13 protein-coding genes and 1 rRNA gene are annotated in these 18446 nt (G+C 39.8%); all 14 read left to right on the top strand.

All coding sequences use genetic code 11. The features are described from left to right. The first annotated feature begins 52 nt into the window (after positions 1–52). The 14 genes from pth to RK01_RS09355 all read left to right on the top strand — a co-directional run bounded on the left by pth (position 53) and on the right by RK01_RS09355 (position 18446). Positions 53–616 carry an aminoacyl-tRNA hydrolase gene (gene pth, locus RK01_RS09420; protein WP_016173046.1) on the top strand — a complete coding sequence of 188 codons (564 nt, stop codon included), beginning with the start codon at positions 53–55 and terminating at the stop codon, positions 614–616. Positions 617–710: 94 nt separating this feature from the next. After that, complete coding sequence (mfd, locus tag RK01_RS09415) at positions 711–4235, top strand: transcription-repair coupling factor (protein WP_016173045.1); 3525 nt, start codon at positions 711–713, stop codon at positions 4233–4235. 112 nt (positions 4236–4347) lie between these two features. Then, a complete protein-coding gene (locus RK01_RS09410; RefSeq protein WP_016173044.1) occupies positions 4348–5949 on the top strand; it encodes a putative polysaccharide biosynthesis protein in 1602 nt (533 codons plus the stop codon). Positions 5950–5985: 36 nt separating this feature from the next. Further along, entirely contained in the window at positions 5986–6249 is a 264-nt protein-coding gene (locus RK01_RS09405; RefSeq protein WP_016173043.1) for an RNA-binding S4 domain-containing protein, read from the top strand. Positions 6250–6327: 78 nt separating this feature from the next. Beyond that, positions 6328–6789: an FtsB family cell division protein gene (locus RK01_RS09400; RefSeq protein WP_244874962.1), complete on the top strand. Its 462-nt coding sequence runs from the start codon at positions 6328–6330 to the stop codon at positions 6787–6789. Positions 6790–6832: 43 nt separating this feature from the next. Beyond that, on the top strand, positions 6833–7282 hold the full coding sequence (locus tag RK01_RS09395) for a S1 domain-containing RNA-binding protein (protein ID WP_016173041.1): 450 nt from the start codon (positions 6833–6835) through the stop codon (positions 7280–7282). Positions 7283–7583: 301 nt separating this feature from the next. Further along, positions 7584–8960 carry a tRNA lysidine(34) synthetase TilS gene (tilS, locus tag RK01_RS09390; RefSeq protein ID WP_016173040.1) on the top strand — a complete coding sequence of 459 codons (1377 nt, stop codon included), beginning with the start codon at positions 7584–7586 and terminating at the stop codon, positions 8958–8960. 36 nt (positions 8961–8996) lie between these two features. Beyond that, positions 8997–9542: a hypoxanthine phosphoribosyltransferase gene (gene hpt, locus RK01_RS09385; RefSeq protein WP_016173039.1), complete on the top strand. Its 546-nt coding sequence runs from the start codon at positions 8997–8999 to the stop codon at positions 9540–9542. Between the two features lie 156 nt (positions 9543–9698). Further along, positions 9699–11834, top strand: coding sequence for an ATP-dependent zinc metalloprotease FtsH (ftsH, locus tag RK01_RS09380; protein ID WP_016173038.1), 2136 nt, complete (start codon positions 9699–9701; stop codon positions 11832–11834). A 113-nt stretch (positions 11835–11947) separates the two neighbouring features. Continuing rightward, positions 11948–12445 carry an LURP-one-related/scramblase family protein gene (locus RK01_RS09375; RefSeq protein ID WP_016173037.1) on the top strand — a complete coding sequence of 166 codons (498 nt, stop codon included), beginning with the start codon at positions 11948–11950 and terminating at the stop codon, positions 12443–12445. A gap of 256 nt (positions 12446–12701) precedes the next feature. Further along, positions 12702–13583: an Hsp33 family molecular chaperone HslO gene (gene hslO, locus RK01_RS09370; protein WP_016173036.1), complete on the top strand. Its 882-nt coding sequence runs from the start codon at positions 12702–12704 to the stop codon at positions 13581–13583. Further along, positions 13583–14596, top strand: coding sequence for a tRNA dihydrouridine synthase DusB (dusB, locus tag RK01_RS09365; RefSeq protein ID WP_016173035.1), 1014 nt, complete (start codon positions 13583–13585; stop codon positions 14594–14596). Before hslO ends, dusB begins: the two co-directional genes overlap by 1 nt. Before the next feature lie 162 nt (positions 14597–14758). After that, entirely contained in the window at positions 14759–16258 is a 1500-nt protein-coding gene (lysS, locus tag RK01_RS09360) for a lysine--tRNA ligase (RefSeq protein ID WP_016173034.1), read from the top strand. A gap of 718 nt (positions 16259–16976) precedes the next feature. After that, positions 16977–18446: ribosomal RNA gene (locus tag RK01_RS09355) — 16S ribosomal RNA — on the top strand.

Here is an 18446-nt window from a genome sequence, read left to right as displayed (position 1 = left end):
TCGCCTGGCCTTTTGGCGTGTTTTAGTCGCAAAGATAAAGTGAGGAAGAAAGATGAAATTGATTGTTGGCCTGGGAAATCCCGGGGGAAAATACGCAAAAACAAAACATAATGTTGGCTTCATGACAATCGACCGTTTAGCTGAAAAATATAGTGTTGCTTTTAAACGCAATAATTTTGAAGCAGAACAAGGTGAATTTTTTGTTGGGGGCGAAAAAATAATTTTGTTAAAGCCCCAAACATTCATGAATGACTCTGGTAGAGCAGTAGGGCCATTAATGACCTATTTAGGTATACTGCCAGAAGAATTAGTGGTTGTTTATGATGATTTGGATTTAGCGGTTGGGAAAATCCGGCTTCGTCAAAAAGGTGGCGCAGGCGGTCATAATGGGATCAAGAGTATTATTTCACATTTAAAAGGGAGCCAAATTTTTGACAGAATTAAAATTGGCATTGGCAGACCACAACAAAATATGACAGTTGTAAATCATGTACTAAGCCCTTTTTCACAAGCTGATTTGGCATTAATTGAAACAAGTGTGGATCAAGCAGTGGCCGCTTTGGAAGAATATTTTAAAACCGATGATTTTATTAATACGATGAATAAATTTAATTAATTAAAGAGCTTAAAAGAAAATTAGTTTTAATAGATGCATCAACTTAACAGTAAGACAAGTCAATTAAAACATCTTAATATTAGGAGGTAAAAAAATGAATTTGCTTGGTTTATTTGATAAAGTGCCCCAAATTAATCAATGGCAAGAGCAATTAGCCCAAAATAGCAAACGGCAGTTGTTAACCGGCCTTTCGGGTTCGGCTAAAACTTTGGCAATTGTGAGTACCTTTAAAAAAATGCAAAAGTCCATTTTAGTCGTAACCCCCAATTTATATTATACCAATCAGCTGGTCGAAGATTTACGTAATCTGACCGATGCTGTTTTTGCCTTCCCTGTGGATGAAGTTTTGTCAGCAGAAATGGCGTTTGCTTCGCCAGAAGCCAAAGCAGAACGGGTACAAACGCTAAATGCTATCTCACAAAATGAATTGGGAATTTATGTGCTGCCCGTTGCAGCGTTGCGTAAATATTTACCTACACCTGAGACGTGGCGCAACTATCAACTGCAGTGGCAAATAGGTGACGAACTTGATTTAGCCAAACTGCCGGCGCAATTAGTCTTAATGGGGTATCAAAGAGAAAGTATGATTGCAAAACCTGGGGAGTTTAGCATTCGCGGCAGTATTGTTGATATCTATCCTTTAAATGCAGAATATCCAGTGCGGGTGGAACTATTTGATGTTGAAATTGATTCCATGCGCTATTTTGACGTGGAAACCCAACGCTCCCTTGGTAATGTCAAAAAGGTTGCGATCAGTCCTACTAGTGAGTTGGTTTTTACTACCGATGAGTTAGTCACTGGCGCTAAAAATCTAAATACAGCGCTGGAAAAACGGATAGCGGTAACCAAAGAAAAAACAGATCGAGAATTTTTAAGTGAATATTTTGGTCAGCTCCAAAATGAATGGTTAAAAGGTGAACCGGGAGAAAATGTCAATTTTTATCTCGATTTTATTTACGATGATCCCACGACAATTATTGATTATTTTGCCAAAGACACCTTGTTAATGGTAGATGATTATCCTCGTATTATGGAAACCAATCGCGAGATTGAGCGAGAAGAAGGCGAGTGGCAAGTTCAAAAAATCAGCGAATTACGGGTTTTTAGTGAACAGAAATTTGGTATAGATGTGCATCAATTCTTTCAAAAAGAAATGTTTACTACCAGTTTTTTTGCTCTGTTTCAAAAGGGAATGGGCAATTTACGTTTTGGCGCGATTTGGAATTTTCAATATCGGCCGATGCAACAATTTTTCAGTCAAATGGGCTTATTAAAGGCCGAGTTAGAGCGCTGGGAAAAACAACAGCAGACCGTGCTGTTTTTGGTTGCAGATGATGAACGGGCTCAAAAATTAGATCGTAATTTTCGTGATCATGAGATTTATGCGCCGGTCACAAAACCCGAAAAATTGATTACCGGTCGGAGCCAAATTGTAGTCGGTAGTTTACAAAGTGGATTTGAAATGCCGCAAGACCATTTGGTAGTAGTGACGGAAAAAGAGATTTTCCAAAAAGTAAAACGCAAACGCGCGCGCCGACAAACGATAACTAATGCCGAACGCTTGAAAAGTTATAATGAGTTAAAACCCGGGGACTATGTCGTTCATGCCAATCACGGGATTGGTAAATACATCGGGATGGAAACTTTAGAAGTCGACGGGGTGCACCAAGATTACATCACGATTTTGTACCAAAATGATGACAAATTATTTATCCCGGTTACGCAATTGAATTTAATTCAAAAATATGTGGCTTCGGAATCAAAAACGCCTAAAATCAACAAATTAGGTGGCAGTGAATGGAGTAAAACCAAGCGGAAAGTTTCAGGGAAAATTGAAGATATTGCAGACGATTTAATAGCGCTGTATGCAAAACGTGAAGCCGAAAAAGGATTTGCTTTTGGGCCAGATGATGCATATCAAAAACAATTTGAAGATGCTTTTCCTTATACCGAAACAGACGACCAGCTAAGAAGTGCTGCTGAAATCAAACATGATATGGAAAAACCAAAACCGATGGATCGTCTGTTGGTAGGAGACGTGGGTTTTGGGAAAACTGAAGTTGCCTTGCGGGCAGCCTTTAAATCGATTAAAGAAAGCAAACAGGTGGCCTTTTTAGTACCAACGACTATCCTAGCGCAACAGCACTATGAAACGATGCTCGATCGTTTTGAGGGATTTCCAGTAAATGTTGGGTTGTTAAGCCGCTTTCGGACGAAAAAACAACAAGCAGAAACCTTAGAACAAATTCGCACCGGTCAAGTAGATATTGTGGTGGGAACTCACCGGTTATTATCGCAAGACGTGAAATTTTCTGATTTAGGTTTATTGGTCATTGATGAGGAACAACGCTTTGGTGTAAAACATAAAGAGCGCTTAAAGCAATTGCGTTCTCAGGTGGATGTTTTAACTTTAACTGCCACACCAATTCCGCGGACGTTACACATGTCCATGCTGGGTGTACGGGATTTATCTGTAATCGAAACACCACCGGAAAATCGTTACCCGATACAAACGTATGTAATGGAAAAAAATCCTGGAGCAATCCGAGAAGCAATTCATAGGGAATTAGCACGAGATGGGCAAATCTTTTATTTGTATAATCGCGTGGAAACGATTGAGAAAAAAGTGGATGAATTACAAGCCCTCGTTCCAGAAGCACGGATTGGTTATGCTCATGGACAAATGACCGAAATTCAATTGGAAAATACTTTGCTAGATTTTATCGAAGGACAATACGATATTTTAGTGACCACTACTATTATTGAAACAGGTGTGGATATTCCCAATGTGAATACTTTATTTGTAGAAAACGCAGATTATATGGGACTTTCCACTTTGTATCAATTGCGGGGACGTGTGGGCCGGAGTAATCGCGTGGCCTATGCTTATTTTATGTATGAACCGCAAAAGATTTTAAATGAAGTTAGTGAAAAGCGACTTCAAGCGATTAAAGATTTTACAGAACTTGGCTCAGGATTTAAGATTGCCATGCGGGATCTATCTATTCGCGGTGCTGGTAATTTATTAGGGGCGCAACAACACGGCTTCATCGATGCGGTTGGTTTTGATATGTATTCCCAAATGTTAGAAGAAGCAGTAGCGCGCAAACAAGGCAAAAACATTCAAAGTGAAAAAACATCTGTGGAAATCGATTTGGGTATTGATGCTTACTTGCCAGGGACTTATATTACTGACGAACGTCAAAAAATTGAAGTGTATAAACGCATTCGTGAACTAGAAAATGAAGAGCAGTTGGATGAATTACAAGATGATTTATTGGATCGTTTTGGTGAATATCCCGATGAAGTTGCCCATTTGTTGACAATTGGGCAAATCAAAATGGATGGCGATCGTGCTTTGTTAGAAAGTATTCGTAAAATTGGGCAACAGATAAAAGTTACTTTAAGTAAAGTTGGCACCAAAACATATACTGTTGAACAATTATTTGAAGCATTGTCTGCCACTAAAATGAAAGCGGCGATGGCTGTTAATCAGGAAAAAATGACGATTACGTTAACTATTGGACCCAAAATGACACAAGCAATTTGGCTCCATGAAATTCAAGAATTCATCAAAGCACTACGGGAAGAAAAATATAAGATGGTTGCGACAAAATAAATTAGCAAAGTTTAAAATTGCTTTATTTTCGCTAAAGAAATGCGATTTGCGTGTTTTTAAATTGGAAAGTAAGGCACACTATAAAAGGAACATAAGGCTAAGAGGTGAAAAGATGAAGGCAGAAAGTACCAAAGGTAAAGAAAATCAAATGCAAAAAATGATGCAAGGGGCTTTTGTACTGACTGTCGCCTCTTTTATTGCCAAAGTTTTAAGTGCGATTTATCGGGTGCCGCTACAAAACTTAGTGGGGGATCAAGGCTTTTATGTATACCAGCAGGTTTATCCAATTTATGGCTTGGCAATGACGTTAGCATTATCGGGCTTGCCACAATTTATCTCCAAGTATATTGCTGAAATCAGCAGTGTAAAACAACAAAAAACTGCGATTCAAAAATTAATACCTGTTGTTTTTTATTGCGGTATGATTTTATGGGGAATGACTTTTTTTGGTGCTGAGATAATTGCGATTTTAATGGGAAATCAATTATTGGCACCTTTAATTCGGGTGGTTTCCTTTACTTTTTTATTAATGCCTTTTTTAGCTTTTTATCGCGGCAATTTTCAAGGACAACTACAAATGGTTCCCAGTGCGGTTTCACAAGTGGTGGAGCAATTTGTCCGCGTTGGCGTGATTATTGCAGCAGCTTTGATGTTTCAAGCAGGCTTCTTTGATGTTTATGAAACGGGAACGGTAGCGATGAGTGGCGCAGTCGCAGGTGGATTAGGTGCTGTGGTGCTGTTAGTATACTACCAAAAGAAAATCAGTGGTGGCGGTTTGAACCTATTGCAAGATTTTCACTTTGGTAAAGTGGACAAAAAATTACTGCGCCGTTTTGTAGTTGAAGGCGGCTTGCTGTCGATTTATACGGGCTTTTTAATTTTGTTTCAATTGATTGACTCTTTTGTGATTACGAATGAATTGCAAAGTTTTGGACTTCAGCAAGAGACGGCACAAATTGCTAAAGGTGTTTATGACAGAGGGCAACCCATGGTACAATTAGGCTTAGTCGTAGCTGCTGCGTTAAGTTCTACTTTTTTACCAGCCTTAACGAAATACCTAGTAGCACGTAATAATCGTCTCTTTCAAAGTTCTGCCAAAATTTATTTACGCCTAACTACAAGCATTTCTCTCGCTGCTTCATTTGGCTTAGCACTTGTGATGCCTTCTTTAAACTATGCATTATTTAAAGATGAAGCGGGAAATGATGTTTTGCAAGTTTTTGTTTTTTCTGTCTTTTTGATGGCAGTGATTCAATCTTATCAAGCAATCGCACAAAGCCAAAATCATTTTCGCCCGGCTTTAAAAGCTGCTGTTTTAGGCTTAGGGGTAAAATTTGGCACCACTATCATTTTAACTGCTTCAATGGGAACACTTGGTGCAAGTTTGGGAACCATCTTTGGCTTAGCAGCCACTTTATGGCGTTTAATCAAAGCGGAAAATCAAAATATCAATCGATTTTGGCGAGAACGGGCATTTTCCAAAAAGATTTGCAAATGTTTACTCGTCATGAGTGGTGCGGTCATTGTCTTTTATTTTGCAGTAGCAGTGCTGGGTGGCTTTGAAACGCGGTTTGGCGCTCTGGTTGTCACTACTTTTGCAGTGGCAGTCGGTGGTTTTGCTTTTATAAAGGCTGCGATCAGATTTGATCTTTTGACTTTACGAGAATGGTTGTTACTGCCATTTGGCAAAAAATTATTGCGATTAAAAAAATAATAGAAAAATTATACTGAAAGAAAATGAGGGAAAAGTATGCGTTTAGACAAATTTTTGAAAATTTCACGAATTATCAAACGGCGTTCAGTGGCAAAAGAAGTTGCTGATAAAGGCCGTATTCAAGTAAATGGTAAGTTGGCAAAGTCTTCTAGTACCGTTAAAATCGGCGACATTGTCAAGATCGGTTTTGGGAATAAAACCATGGAAATTAAAGTCTTGGAATTGCATGAGTCAACAAAAAAAGAAGATGCAGCACAAATGTATGAAATTGTAAGCGAAACAAGAAATGAAAATGTCTAGAAATTCATTAGACAAGCCTAGTTTAAGTTGCTATAATTAATTTTGGATTATCCAATTTGCTAAGGTAAGAGAAGGGACGTGACAGATGTGATAAATGGCCGTGATCAAAATGTTGAACAACTTGATAACGAATATGTCAAAAAACAAATCGCCAAGTATCAAGAACAACATCGGCAAGTCGTTTTTAAACGTCGTCGTTTAACGTTACTTTTGACCCTTACCTGTTTGATTTTTGCGTTTGTAGGCTTTCAACTTTTTTCTGATCATCAACGATTAGTGAAGTTAGAAGCGATTAAGCAAGAGGCAGTAGCAGATAATAAAGTCGTCTCAGACAATGTCACCCAATTAAAAAAAGAAGTGGCGTTGTTAAAAGATGAAGATTATGTGGCAAAACTTGCCCGTAGCCGTTTTTATTACTCTAAAGATGGTGAGCAGGTCTATCCAATTGCCGGCCAAAATCAAAACACAAAAGATCAAGAAGATACAAAAGTGGAAAAAGCCATCGATCGTACAAATGGGTCATCTACTGCTGAAGAGTAGTAAATATAAATTTCAGGTTTAAACTAGGAGGAACAATTCTTTTATGTCAATCGAAGTAGGAGCTAAGCTGCAAGGAAAAGTGTCGGGGATTACCAATTTTGGTGCTTTTGTTGATTTGGGCAACCGTAAAACCGGATTAGTGCATATCAGTGAAGTATCAGATGGCTTTGTGAAAGACATCAATGATGTCTTAAAAGTCGGCGATGAAGTAACAGTTTTGGTAACATCTGTTGGGGATGACGGCAAGATTGGTTTATCCATTCGTAAAGCTGTAGATAAACCACAAGCAGAGAAAAAAGAATTTAGAAAAGAACCAAATCGTCGTCCGGCTCCTAAGAAACCATTTTCTAAAGGGCCAAGTGCAAATGTAAATAAAAAAGAAGACTTCGATTCATTGATGAGTTCATTTTTAAAAGACAGTGATGATCGCCTATCTTCACTGCGTCGCAACACCGAAGGCAAACGTGGTGGCCGTGGTGGCCGGCGTAATTAATGAAAGCTAAAAGCTGTACCGCCATTAGGCAGTGCAGCTTTTCTTATTTTATCCATTATGTTGTGATATTTTCCCTCATTAATAGAATAGGGCTGTAACGACAGCAAAGAAATAAGCGTATCTCGCCTTACATATTGAAAAGTAAATGGGCAGCTTCATTTCTGATAAAAAACTATTTAAACTGTGGAGGTACTAAAAAATAATTAAACGCTTCAGCCAAGCTTTTTTATTTAACGGGGGTGCTAATAGCGTTAAGTTAAAGGTACAAATGAAAATTTTGGAAAAAGGAAAGGAGCCGTAAATGGAACAAGAATTTGAACAATTAGGAAACAAGAAAAAATTTTGGCAGGCGGGTAGCCGAATTTTATTAGCGGTTTCTGGCGGTGCGGACTCCTTTGTACTCTTGCGGTTAATGGAAAAAATGCGGCGAAAATACGATTTTTTTATCGCTGTGGCGCATATCAATCATCAATTACGTCCCACTTCAGCGCAAGAAGCGGCAGATTTAAAGTGTTACTGTGATGAACATGAGATTTCTTTTTATGAACGCAAATGGGAAGATGTTCCCCATGCGGGTGTAGAAGAAGCGGCGCGGATTTTTCGCTATGCTTTTTTCGCAGAGCTCATGCATGATTACTATTTTGATACGCTAATGACAGCCCATCATGCGGATGATCAACTGGAAACGATGTTAATGAAGATGATTCGCGATGGTCAGTTAAAAAATGCAATGGGAATTAAACCGCGGCAGGCTTTTGCCGGCGGGAAATTAATTCGTCCGCTGCTCTCTTTTAGTAAAGAAGAAATTTATGCATATGCCTCTTTAGAAAATTTGTCCTATTTTGAAGACGAAAGCAATTACTATTTAGATGTCCAACGAAATCGACTGCGGCAACAAGTGGTTCCTTTATTAAAAGCAGAAAACCCCCAAATTTTAGCCCATTTTCAACAGCTTTCCCAACAGTTAATTTGGGCAGAAGAAATAATTGAGGAAAAAGCGAGTATGTGGTTTAACGAGTATGTACTAGAAAAAGAGTTTGCAGTCAGTTTTAAAGTGAAAGATTTTTTAACATTACCCAAAAGAGAGCAGTACTTTACTTTGCAATATTTGGCGCAAAAAATTAAACAGACTTATGACGTGACTACTAGTCAGGATAATTTGCAAAAAGTTTTGGAGCTGCTCGATGCACAGAAAGCCCAATGGCAATTAGATATCGGGGCTTCATGGCAGGTTGTGAAAATGTATGATGAACTAACGATTGGTAAAAAGCCCCCAGTCAACGCGGCAAAAACTTTTCATTTTAAAGTAGGAGACAGTGGTTTTTTATCTGAAAATGAGTGGTTAGCCATTATACCGGTGACAGAAAAAGTCAATCTTCCCGAAAAAGTCAAACTTTGGTCAGAAATCAGTCAACCTTTGGCATTAAACTTCCCCAATGAGGTGATTATCAGAAAACGAGCGGATGGTGATCGGATTCAACTAAAAGAAAGTTTACGTAAAAAGGTTAGCCGCATTTTAATTGATAAAAAAATTCCCAATGCTGCACGGGAGAAAACCTGGGTTATGACAGATGTGGACAATCAAGTTTTAGCAGTACTGCCGATTGCCTTTTCTTATTTGAGTATTGCAGTAGAAACTGATAAAATACACTACAGACTGCTTTATAAATACCAATAATCTATCCATTGGTGATAGTAAAATAAGGAGACAGACATGTTAGCAAAAGATATTGAAAAAGTGCTTGTAACACGAGAAGAAATTAACGCCCGCTGCAAAGAGTTGGGGGAACAACTCGCTGCAGAATATCAGGATAAAAATCCGTTAGTCATTGGCGTTTTAAAAGGTTCAATCAATTTTATGGCTGATATTTGTCGTGAAATGGACTGCTATTTGGAATTAGATTTTATGGATGTTTCAAGTTATGGTAATGCAACAGTATCTTCTGGTGAAGTCAAGATTTTAAAAGACTTGGACACAAACGTTGAAGGCCGCGACCTTTTAATTGTGGAAGATATTATTGATAGTGGAAGAACTTTGGCATACTTGGTTGATTTGTTTAAATATCGTAAAGCCAACTCGGTTAAAATCGTAACATTGTTAGATAAACCCGAAGGACGCGTGGTAGATATTGAAGCGGATTATGTTGGCTTTGATGTACCTAATGAATTTGTCGTAGGGTATGGTTTAGACTATATCGAGCAATATCGGAACTTGCCATATGTAGGCGTTTTAAAACCGAGTGTTTACGAATCAAATTAATCCGCTAATTGAAATGACTTGTGATACAATAAAATGGTCAGGATTGATAAAAATCACACAAAAAGTATTTGAAAGACCTTTTTTTATGGGATAAGTCATGTTTGAAAATAACGTTTTATCCTGAGAAAAGCTTTCAATTAATTAAGGAGGGCAAGCATGAACAAAAAAGGTAATAACGGTATGTTAAAAAATACCTTATACTATGTACTCGTGCTTTTGGCCATGATAACGGTCGTTTATTTCTTATTTGGGAATAACAGCCAACAGTCGCCAGATATCGAGTACTCTACTTTCCGCCAACAACTAGCTGACGGTAAAGTGAAGTCATTTAATGTACAGCCGGTTAACGGAGTTTATAAAATTACCGGGGAATACAAAGACAAGCAAAAGGTAGAAAACAACAGTGGGTTAACTGTTTGGGGTGAAACAAGTAGTGAATCAACTCATTTTGCCACAACGATTCTACCAAACGATAATACATTGAAAGAAGTTACTGCACTAGCGGATCAAGAAGACGTGAAAACAGTAATTAAAGAAGAGTCCAATAGTGGTCTGTGGATTTCACTGTTAATGACTTTCTTACCACTTGTGATCATCATTTTCTTCTTCTATATGATGATGGGGCAACAAGGTGGCGGCGGTGGCGGTGGCGGCCGTGTTATGAACTTTGGTAAATCAAAAGCCAAAGAAGCAGACAAAAAAGCCAACCGCGTACGTTTTTCTGACGTAGCCGGTGCCGAAGAAGAAAAACAAGAATTAGTAGAAGTTGTTGAATTCTTAAAAGATCCACGGCGTTTTGTGGAACTTGGCGCAAGAATTCCCGCTGGTGTGTTACTAGAAGGACCTCCCGGAACTGGTAAAACATTACTTGCTAAAGCCGTAGCTGGTGAAGCAGGAGTACCGTTTTATTCAATTTCTGGTTCTGACTTTGTTGAAATGTTCGTCGGCGTGGGGGCTTCACGGGTTCGTGACTTGTTTGAAACCGCCAAGAAAAATGCACCTGCGATTATCTTTATTGATGAAATCGATGCTGTCGGCCGTCAACGTGGCGCAGGCATGGGGGGCGGTCATGATGAACGTGAACAAACCTTAAACCAATTGTTAGTTGAAATGGATGGTTTTGATGGTAATGAAGGCGTCATCGTCATTGCTGCAACCAACCGTTCTGATGTATTAGATCCAGCGTTGTTACGTCCAGGTCGTTTTGACCGTCAAATTTTAGTTGGACGTCCAGACGTCAAAGGCCGTGAAGCCATCTTACGGGTTCACGCACGGAACAAACCGTTAGCTGACGATGTAGATTTAAAAGTTGTTGCCCAACAAACACCAGGTTTTGCCGGTGCTGACTTGGAAAATGTTTTAAATGAAGCGGCTTTAGTTGCAGCTCGTCGTAACAAGAAAAAAATCGATGCTTCCGATGTCGATGAAGCAGAAGACCGTGTTATTGCCGGTCCTGCTAAAAAAGACAAAGTCATCAGCAAACGTGAAAGAGAAATGGTGGCTTACCATGAAGCTGGACATACGATTGTGGGATTGATTCTATCTCGGGCACGTATCGTCCATAAAGTAACGATTATTCCGCGGGGTCGCGCTGGCGGTTATATGATTGCTTTACCAAAAGAAGATCAAATGTTAATGACAAAAGACGATATGTTTGAACAAATCGTTGGTCTTTTAGGGGGACGAACTGCAGAAGAAATTATCTTCGGCGTGAAATCTACTGGGGCTTCAAATGACTTTGAACAAGCGACCGGACTTGCTCGTAGCATGGTAACAGAATATGGTATGAGTGATAAATTAGGTCCTGTTCAATATGAAGGAAATCATCAAGTCTTTGTTGGTCGTGACTATGGTCAAACTAAAGCTTACTCTGAACAAGTTGCTTATGAAATCGACCAAGAAGTCCGCCGAATTTTAAACGAAGCACATCAAAAAGCCCATGAAATTATTGAAGCACATCGGGCGCAACATAAATTGATTGCTGAAAAACTATTGCAACATGAAACATTAGATGCAAAAGCAATCAAATCCTTATTTGAAGAAGGTAAAATGCCAGAAGGAACGGAAACAGAAGAATATCCTTCAGAAAAAGCACAAACCTTTGAAGAAGCAAAACGTGCGTTAGAAGAAAAAGATGCACAAAAGCAAGCAGAAGAAAAACAAGATTTCAAAGAAGCCAAAGATTATTTTGATGCTGAGGCTAATGAAGCCAAACTTCATCCAGACGAAGAAACAAAAGAAGTCCAAGATGAATTGAAACAAGAAAAAGATGAAACAGACAAAGATGCTTAATCTTTGTTAGGAAAATAAGGCGTGATAGTTTGGGCTATCGCGTCTTTTTCCATATAAATTTTGCAAAAGCTCGCACGTTTATCGTGGTCAAAAATGGAAAAGGAGGAATTCTGATGAGAAAACTCTACATTAAACAAAAGGTTTTCAGTATTGGTGAAAAATTCAATGTTACAGATGCCAACCAAGAAACGGTATATCATGTACAGGGAAGCTTTTTAAAGATACCAAAACAATTTACGATTTATGATCGCCATGATCAAATTATTGGGGAAATTACCAAAAAAGTGTTAGCTCTTTTGCCCCAATTTACAGTTGCAATTGCAGGTGCTTCCGATATTGTAATCAAAAAAGAATTAACCTTATTTAAAGCCCGTTATCACATCGAGGCAGAAGAAATCAGCGTTCAGGGTAATTGGTGGGATATGGATTTTGAAGTGATACGTGACGGTTTGCAAATTGCGGTAATTAACAAACGCTGGGTTTCTTGGGGAGATACTTATGAAGTTACAATTCAAGATGAACGCTACGAAAAAATGATTATAGCTTTAGTAGTCGCAATCGATTGTGTGAAAGCAGATGACAATGCAGCGGCGTCTTCAGCTAGTACTTAATCTGAAATAGCAGCATGGACTTTTCTACGGGAAAGTCCTTTTTTATTGAAATTTTGCTAAAATAGCATTATTTCGCGCTGATTTTTCATACTTTTTATTAATTCAATTAGAGAAAGTTGAAAAAAATAAAACTTCCTTGTATGATTCAGAAATGAATAGAAGTTTAATTGGCAGAAAAATTGTCGCCGCATAAAGTAAAATGTTTGCCAACAAGTGAGGCTGACGAAAAAAGTTAAACAGATAAAGGAGTAAAATCATGAGTGATTATTTAATTAAAGCATTGGCATATGGCGGCTTAGTTCGAGCCTATGCAGTGGATGCTACCCAAACGGTAACAGAAGCACAAAAACGACACGATACTTGGAATACATCTTCGGCAGCACTGGGGCGGACACTAGTCGGAAGTTTATTATTAGGCGGTACTTTAAAAGGAGACGATAAGTTAACGGTGAAAGTGGAAGGCGACGGTCCTGCTGGGGCAATCATTGTCGATAGTAATGGTCATGGGGATGTCAAAGGCTATATCAAAAATCCACATTTGAGTTTACCTTTAAATGAGGCGGGGAAAATTGATGTCCGCGGAGCAGTTGGCACAAAAGGAATGTTCACAGTCATTAAAGACTTAGGCTTAAAAGAACCGTTTTCTGGACAAACACCGATTGTCTCCGGTGAATTAGGGGAAGACTTTACTTATTACCTGGCTGTTTCAGAACAAATTCCTTCAGCGGTTGGTTTAAGTGTGTTAGTAGATACCGATGACAGCATTAAAACTGCCGGCGGCTTTATGTTGCAAATGATGCCAGGGGCGACTGAAGAAATTGTGACCGCAATTGAAACGAATTTGGCCAATATGCCTAAAGTTTCTGATTTATTAGACGCCGGTAAAAAGCCAGAAGAAATTTTGGATACGTTATTGCCGGATACTGATTTAATGATTTTAGAAGAAAAAGCCGTTCAATTTAAATGCGATTGTTCAAAAGACAAGTTTGCTGAAGCAATTATTGCTCTAGGGCCCGATGAAATTGAAGCGATGATTAAAGAAGATCACGGCGCAGAAGCGGTCTGTGCTTTTTGTGGCAATAAATATGAATACTCAGAAGCGGATTTAACTGCTTTAATGCAGGAGGCAACAAAATAATGCAAGATCAAACTTGGCAAATTGGGAATGTCAAAATTCCTAACCGTGTAGTGGTAGCACCAATGGCAGGAATTACCAATGCGGCTTTTCGGGTCACTGTGAAAGAATTTGGCGCAGGCTTAGTTGTTTGCGAAATGATTAGTGATCAAGGAATTCATTTTCGCAATAAAAAAACCTTAGAAATGCTTTATATCGATGAAAAAGAGCATCCGTTAAGTGTGCAAATTTTTGGGGGTAATAAAGATTCATTAGTTGAAGCAGCACAATTTGTCGCAGAAAATACAACGGCAGATATAATTGATATTAATATGGGGTGCCCAGTAAACAAAGTCATTAAAGCTGAAGCTGGTGCTAAGTGGCTTTTGGATCCTAACAAAGTGCATGAAATGGTATCTGCTGTAACCAGTGCAGTAAATATCCCGGTCACAGTGAAGATGCGAATTGGTTGGGATGACCAACATGTTTTTGCGGTGGAAAATGCCAAAGCGGCAGAAGCTGGTGGGGCCGCTGCAATTGCAATGCATGGGCGTACACGTGTTCAAATGTATGAAGGCAAAGCCAATTGGGATATTTTAAAAGAAGTAAAGAAAAATATCAGTATTCCTTTTATGGGAAATGGGGATGTGAAAACACCACAAGATGCTAAACGTATGTTGGATGAAGTAGGCGCGGATGGTGTGATGATTGGTAGAGCGGCTTTGGGGAATCCGTGGATGATTCACCGGACTGAGCGCTATTTAGCGACAGGAGAATTAATCGATGAGCCGACACCGGTTGAAAAAATTGAAACTGCCAAAGTTCACTTGCAACGTTTAGTTGATTTAAAAGGTGAGATGGTTGCAGCTAGAGAATTTCGTCAACATGCTGCTTACTATTTAAAGGGTATTTCACGAGCAGCTAAAACCAAGGTTGCCATTAATCAAGCCGAAGATCAAGCAACGATTATAATGATTTTAGATGACTTTATTGCGAAAACAAAAGAGCGGGACCTTGTGGCAAACGCACACGAGTAAAGCTTTTTTTCAAGCCGAAGCTGATTTTCGGCTTGCTTTTTTTTAGTTTCATTGGCATTATAAGAAAGAATAGACTAGAGAGTTATAGTAGCTGGCACATTTGAAGGGTTGTACCGTGATGTTTTACTAGCTGCTTCAACTAAAAATCAAGGAGGAAAACGCGTGACTGAGGAACAACAGCAACAAACCCAAGAAGAATTGAACGATCAAATGCTGGTGCGTCGCCAGAAGATGGAAGCACTGCAAGCCGATGGAATCGATCCTTTCGGAAAACGTTTCGAACGCACTCATAATTCCGCAGAACTACATGAAATGTTTGATCAACGGACTAAAGAAGAATTAAGTGAAATGAATTTATCTGCTAGTGTAGCAGGCCGGATGATGACAAAACGCGGGAAAGGAAAAGCTGGTTTTGCTCATTTACAAGACCGTGAAGGCCAAGTGCAAATTTACGTGCGTAAAGACGAAGTCGGCGAAGAAGCCTATGAATTATTTAAACACGCAGACTTAGGTGACTTTTATGGTGTTGTGGGTCAAATTATGAAAACCAACACTGGGGAAGTTTCTATTAAAGCGCGTGAATTCATTTTATTATCAAAAGCTTTGCGTCCTTTACCTGACAAATATCACGGTCTAACCAATGTGGAACAACGTTATCGTCAGCGTTATTTGGATTTGGTTTCAAATCGCGAAAGTTTTGAACGTTTTACAAAACGTAGTCAAATTATCAGTGAAATCCGTCGCTATTTAGATGGTTTAGGTTATTTAGAAGTAGAAACGCCTGTCTTACACAATCAAGCTGGCGGGGCTGCTGCTCGTCCATTTATTACACACCACAATGCATTAGATATGGATTTATATTTGCGAATCGCTTTAGAATTGCATTTGAAACGATTAATTGTGGGCGGTATGGAGAAAGTGTATGAAATCGGTCGTGTCTTCCGTAATGAAGGAATCGATACCACCCATAACCCAGAATTTACTATGATTGAAGTCTACACTGCATATACAGATTATCGCGATGTCATGGACTTAACAGAAGGCATTATCCGTAATGCCGCGCAAAAAGTTTTAGGTACAGGGAAACTTACCTATGATGGCCAAGCTATTGATTTGGATACTGAATTCAAACGTATGCATATGCTAGATGCTATTAAAGAACAAACTGGAGTAGATTTTTGGCAAAGTATGTCATTAGAAGATGCTCGTGCTTTAGCAAAAGAACATAATGTTGAAATTACAGATGCGATGGAAGTTGGTCATATTATCAATGAATTCTTTGAAACTTTCGTTGAGGATACTTTAATTCAACCAACATTCATTTATGGTCATCCAGTAGAAGTATCACCATTAGCGAAGAAAAATCCAGAAGATAGTCGTTTTACTGATCGTTTTGAGTTGTTTATTGTGGGTCGTGAGTTTGCCAATGCCTTTACAGAATTAAACGATCCGATTGATCAACGCGCTCGTTTTGAAGATCAAGAAAAACAACGGGAAGCAGGCGATGACGAAGCGCACGGAGTTGATGAAGACTTCTTAGAAGCTTTAGAATACGGTATGCCGCCTACTGGTGGTTTAGGTATCGGGATTGACCGCTTGGTGATGCTTTTAACCGATGCGCAATCGATCCGTGATGTTTTATTATTCCCAACAATGCGTTAATAATTTCAAGCTCCTAGAAATTCCAATTCTTTTTGGTTTTCTAGGGCTTTTTTTATACTCTGGAAAATGATAATTAGCGGGATAATAAAACTGAAAAAGCTTTATTACCGAATGATTTTGATAGCGTTGCTTTAAATCAATCGGATATATAAAAAAAGCGAAAAAATGTCGATAAAATCGTTGACCTAGCAAGATTTAGTTGGTATATTATTACTTGTCCGTTAGCGACTTAAAAGTTTAATTATAACGAGTTGAAAAAAGTTTTGAAAAAAACAAAAAAACTTGTTGACAGCGAGCTAACTACTTGCTAAACTAACGGAGTTGCTTAGTGAGCAGCACATTTCTGAAATATCATTTCAAAAAGTTTTCAAAACTTTTTGAAAAAAACAGTTGACAAACAAAACGTCAGCTGATAAGATATAAGAGTTGCTGAAACGTTTAAAAAGCAACGACCAAGTAAGTTAAATGAATGAGAAATGACGGCAATAAGTCACAATCATCCGAAGTTTGAAAACAACTTCAAATGATTTCTCTTTATCGCGAACAATTTCTAAACACATTCTTTTAACAGCTTATGTAGACCTTTGAAAACTGAACAAAGCAAGCAAACGAACCAATGTGTAGGATGCTTCTTTTATAGAAGCAAACAACATGCAAGCAATAGCTAGCAAAGAATTAATTTTATTGAGCTTAACAGTCTTTTGACTGTTCAAACACTTTTTATGAGAGTTTGATCCTGGCTCAGGACGAACGCTGGCGGCGTGCCTAATACATGCAAGTCGAACGCTTCTTTTTCCACCGGAGCTTGCTCCACCGGAAAAAGAAGAGTGGCGAACGGGTGAGTAACACGTGGGTAACCTACCCTCAAGCGGGGGATAACATTTGGAAACAGGTGCTAATACCGCATAATATTAATGAACTCATGTTTATTAATTGAAAGGCGCTTTTGCGTCACTTGAGGATGGACCCGCGGTGCATTAGCTAGTTGGTGAGGTAACGGCTCACCAAGGCCACGATGCATAGCCGACCTGAGAGGGTGATCGGCCACACTGGGACTGAGACACGGCCCAGACTCCTACGGGAGGCAGCAGTAGGGAATCTTCGGCAATGGACGAAAGTCTGACCGAGCAACGCCGCGTGAGTGAAGAAGGTTTTCGGATCGTAAAACTCTGTTGTTAGAGAAGAACAAGGATGAGAGTAAAATGTTCATCCCTTGACGGTATCTAACCAGAAAGCCACGGCTAACTACGTGCCAGCAGCCGCGGTAATACGTAGGTGGCAAGCGTTGTCCGGATTTATTGGGCGTAAAGCGAGCGCAGGCGGTTTCTTAAGTCTGATGTGAAAGCCCCCGGCTCAACCGGGGAGGGTCATTGGAAACTGGGAGACTTGAGTGCAGAAGAGGAGAGTGGAATTCCATGTGTAGCGGTGAAATGCGTAGATATATGGAGGAACACCAGTGGCGAAGGCGGCTCTCTGGTCTGTAACTGACGCTGAGGCTCGAAAGCGTGGGGAGCAAACAGGATTAGATACCCTGGTAGTCCACGCCGTAAACGATGAGTGCTAAGTGTTGGAGGGTTTCCGCCCTTCAGTGCTGCAGCAAACGCATTAAGCACTCCGCCTGGGGAGTACGACCGCAAGGTTGAAACTCAAAGGAATTGACGGGGGCCCGCACAAGCGGTGGAGCATGTGGTTTAATTCGAAGCAACGCGAAGAACCTTACCAGGTCTTGACATCCTTTGACCACTCTAGAGATAGAGCTTCCCCTTCGGGGGCAAAGTGACAGGTGGTGCATGGTTGTCGTCAGCTCGTGTCGTGAGATGTTGGGTTAAGTCCCGCAACGAGCGCAACCCTTATTGTTAGTTGCCATCATTTAGTTGGGCACTCTAGCGAGACTGCCGGTGACAAACCGGAGGAAGGTGGGGATGACGTCAAATCATCATGCCCCTTATGACCTGGGCTACACACGTGCTACAATGGGAAGTACAACGAGTTGCGAAGTCGCGAGGCTAAGCTAATCTCTTAAAGCTTCTCTCAGTTCGGATTGTAGGCTGCAACTCGCCTACATGAAGCCGGAATCGCTAGTAATCGCGGATCAGCACGCCGCGGTGAATACGTTCCCGGGCCTTGTACACACCGCCCGTCACACCACGAGAGTTTGTAACACCCGAAGTCGGTGAGGTAACCTTTT

This window comes from Enterococcus dispar ATCC 51266 (assembly GCF_000406945.1).
GTDB lineage: Bacteria > Bacillota > Bacilli > Lactobacillales > Enterococcaceae > Enterococcus_C > Enterococcus_C dispar.
Note: the sequence above shows the minus strand (reverse complement) of the source record. Positions and strands in the feature narration are given on the sequence as shown.

Bases quoted from the DNA above. Each gene is read 5' to 3' on its own strand.
- RK01_RS09405 (WP_016173043.1), top strand. From the start codon at position 5,986: ATGCGTTTAGACAAATTTTTGAAAATTTCACGAATTATCAAACGGCGT.
- RK01_RS09395 (WP_016173041.1), top strand. From the start codon at position 6,833: ATGTCAATCGAAGTAGGAGCTAAGCTGCAAGGAAAAGTGTCGGGGATT.
- pth (WP_016173046.1), top strand. From the start codon at position 53: ATGAAATTGATTGTTGGCCTGGGAAATCCCGGGGGAAAATACGCAAAA.
- mfd (WP_016173045.1), top strand. From the start codon at position 711: ATGAATTTGCTTGGTTTATTTGATAAAGTGCCCCAAATTAATCAATGG.
- RK01_RS09410 (WP_016173044.1), top strand. From the start codon at position 4,348: ATGAAGGCAGAAAGTACCAAAGGTAAAGAAAATCAAATGCAAAAAATG.
- hslO (WP_016173036.1), top strand. From the start codon at position 12,702: ATGAGTGATTATTTAATTAAAGCATTGGCATATGGCGGCTTAGTTCGA.
- RK01_RS09375 (WP_016173037.1), top strand. From the start codon at position 11,948: ATGAGAAAACTCTACATTAAACAAAAGGTTTTCAGTATTGGTGAAAAA.
- dusB (WP_016173035.1), top strand. From the start codon at position 13,583: ATGCAAGATCAAACTTGGCAAATTGGGAATGTCAAAATTCCTAACCGT.
- hpt (WP_016173039.1), top strand. From the start codon at position 8,997: ATGTTAGCAAAAGATATTGAAAAAGTGCTTGTAACACGAGAAGAAATT.
- tilS (WP_016173040.1), top strand. From the start codon at position 7,584: ATGGAACAAGAATTTGAACAATTAGGAAACAAGAAAAAATTTTGGCAG.
- ftsH (WP_016173038.1), top strand. From the start codon at position 9,699: ATGAACAAAAAAGGTAATAACGGTATGTTAAAAAATACCTTATACTAT.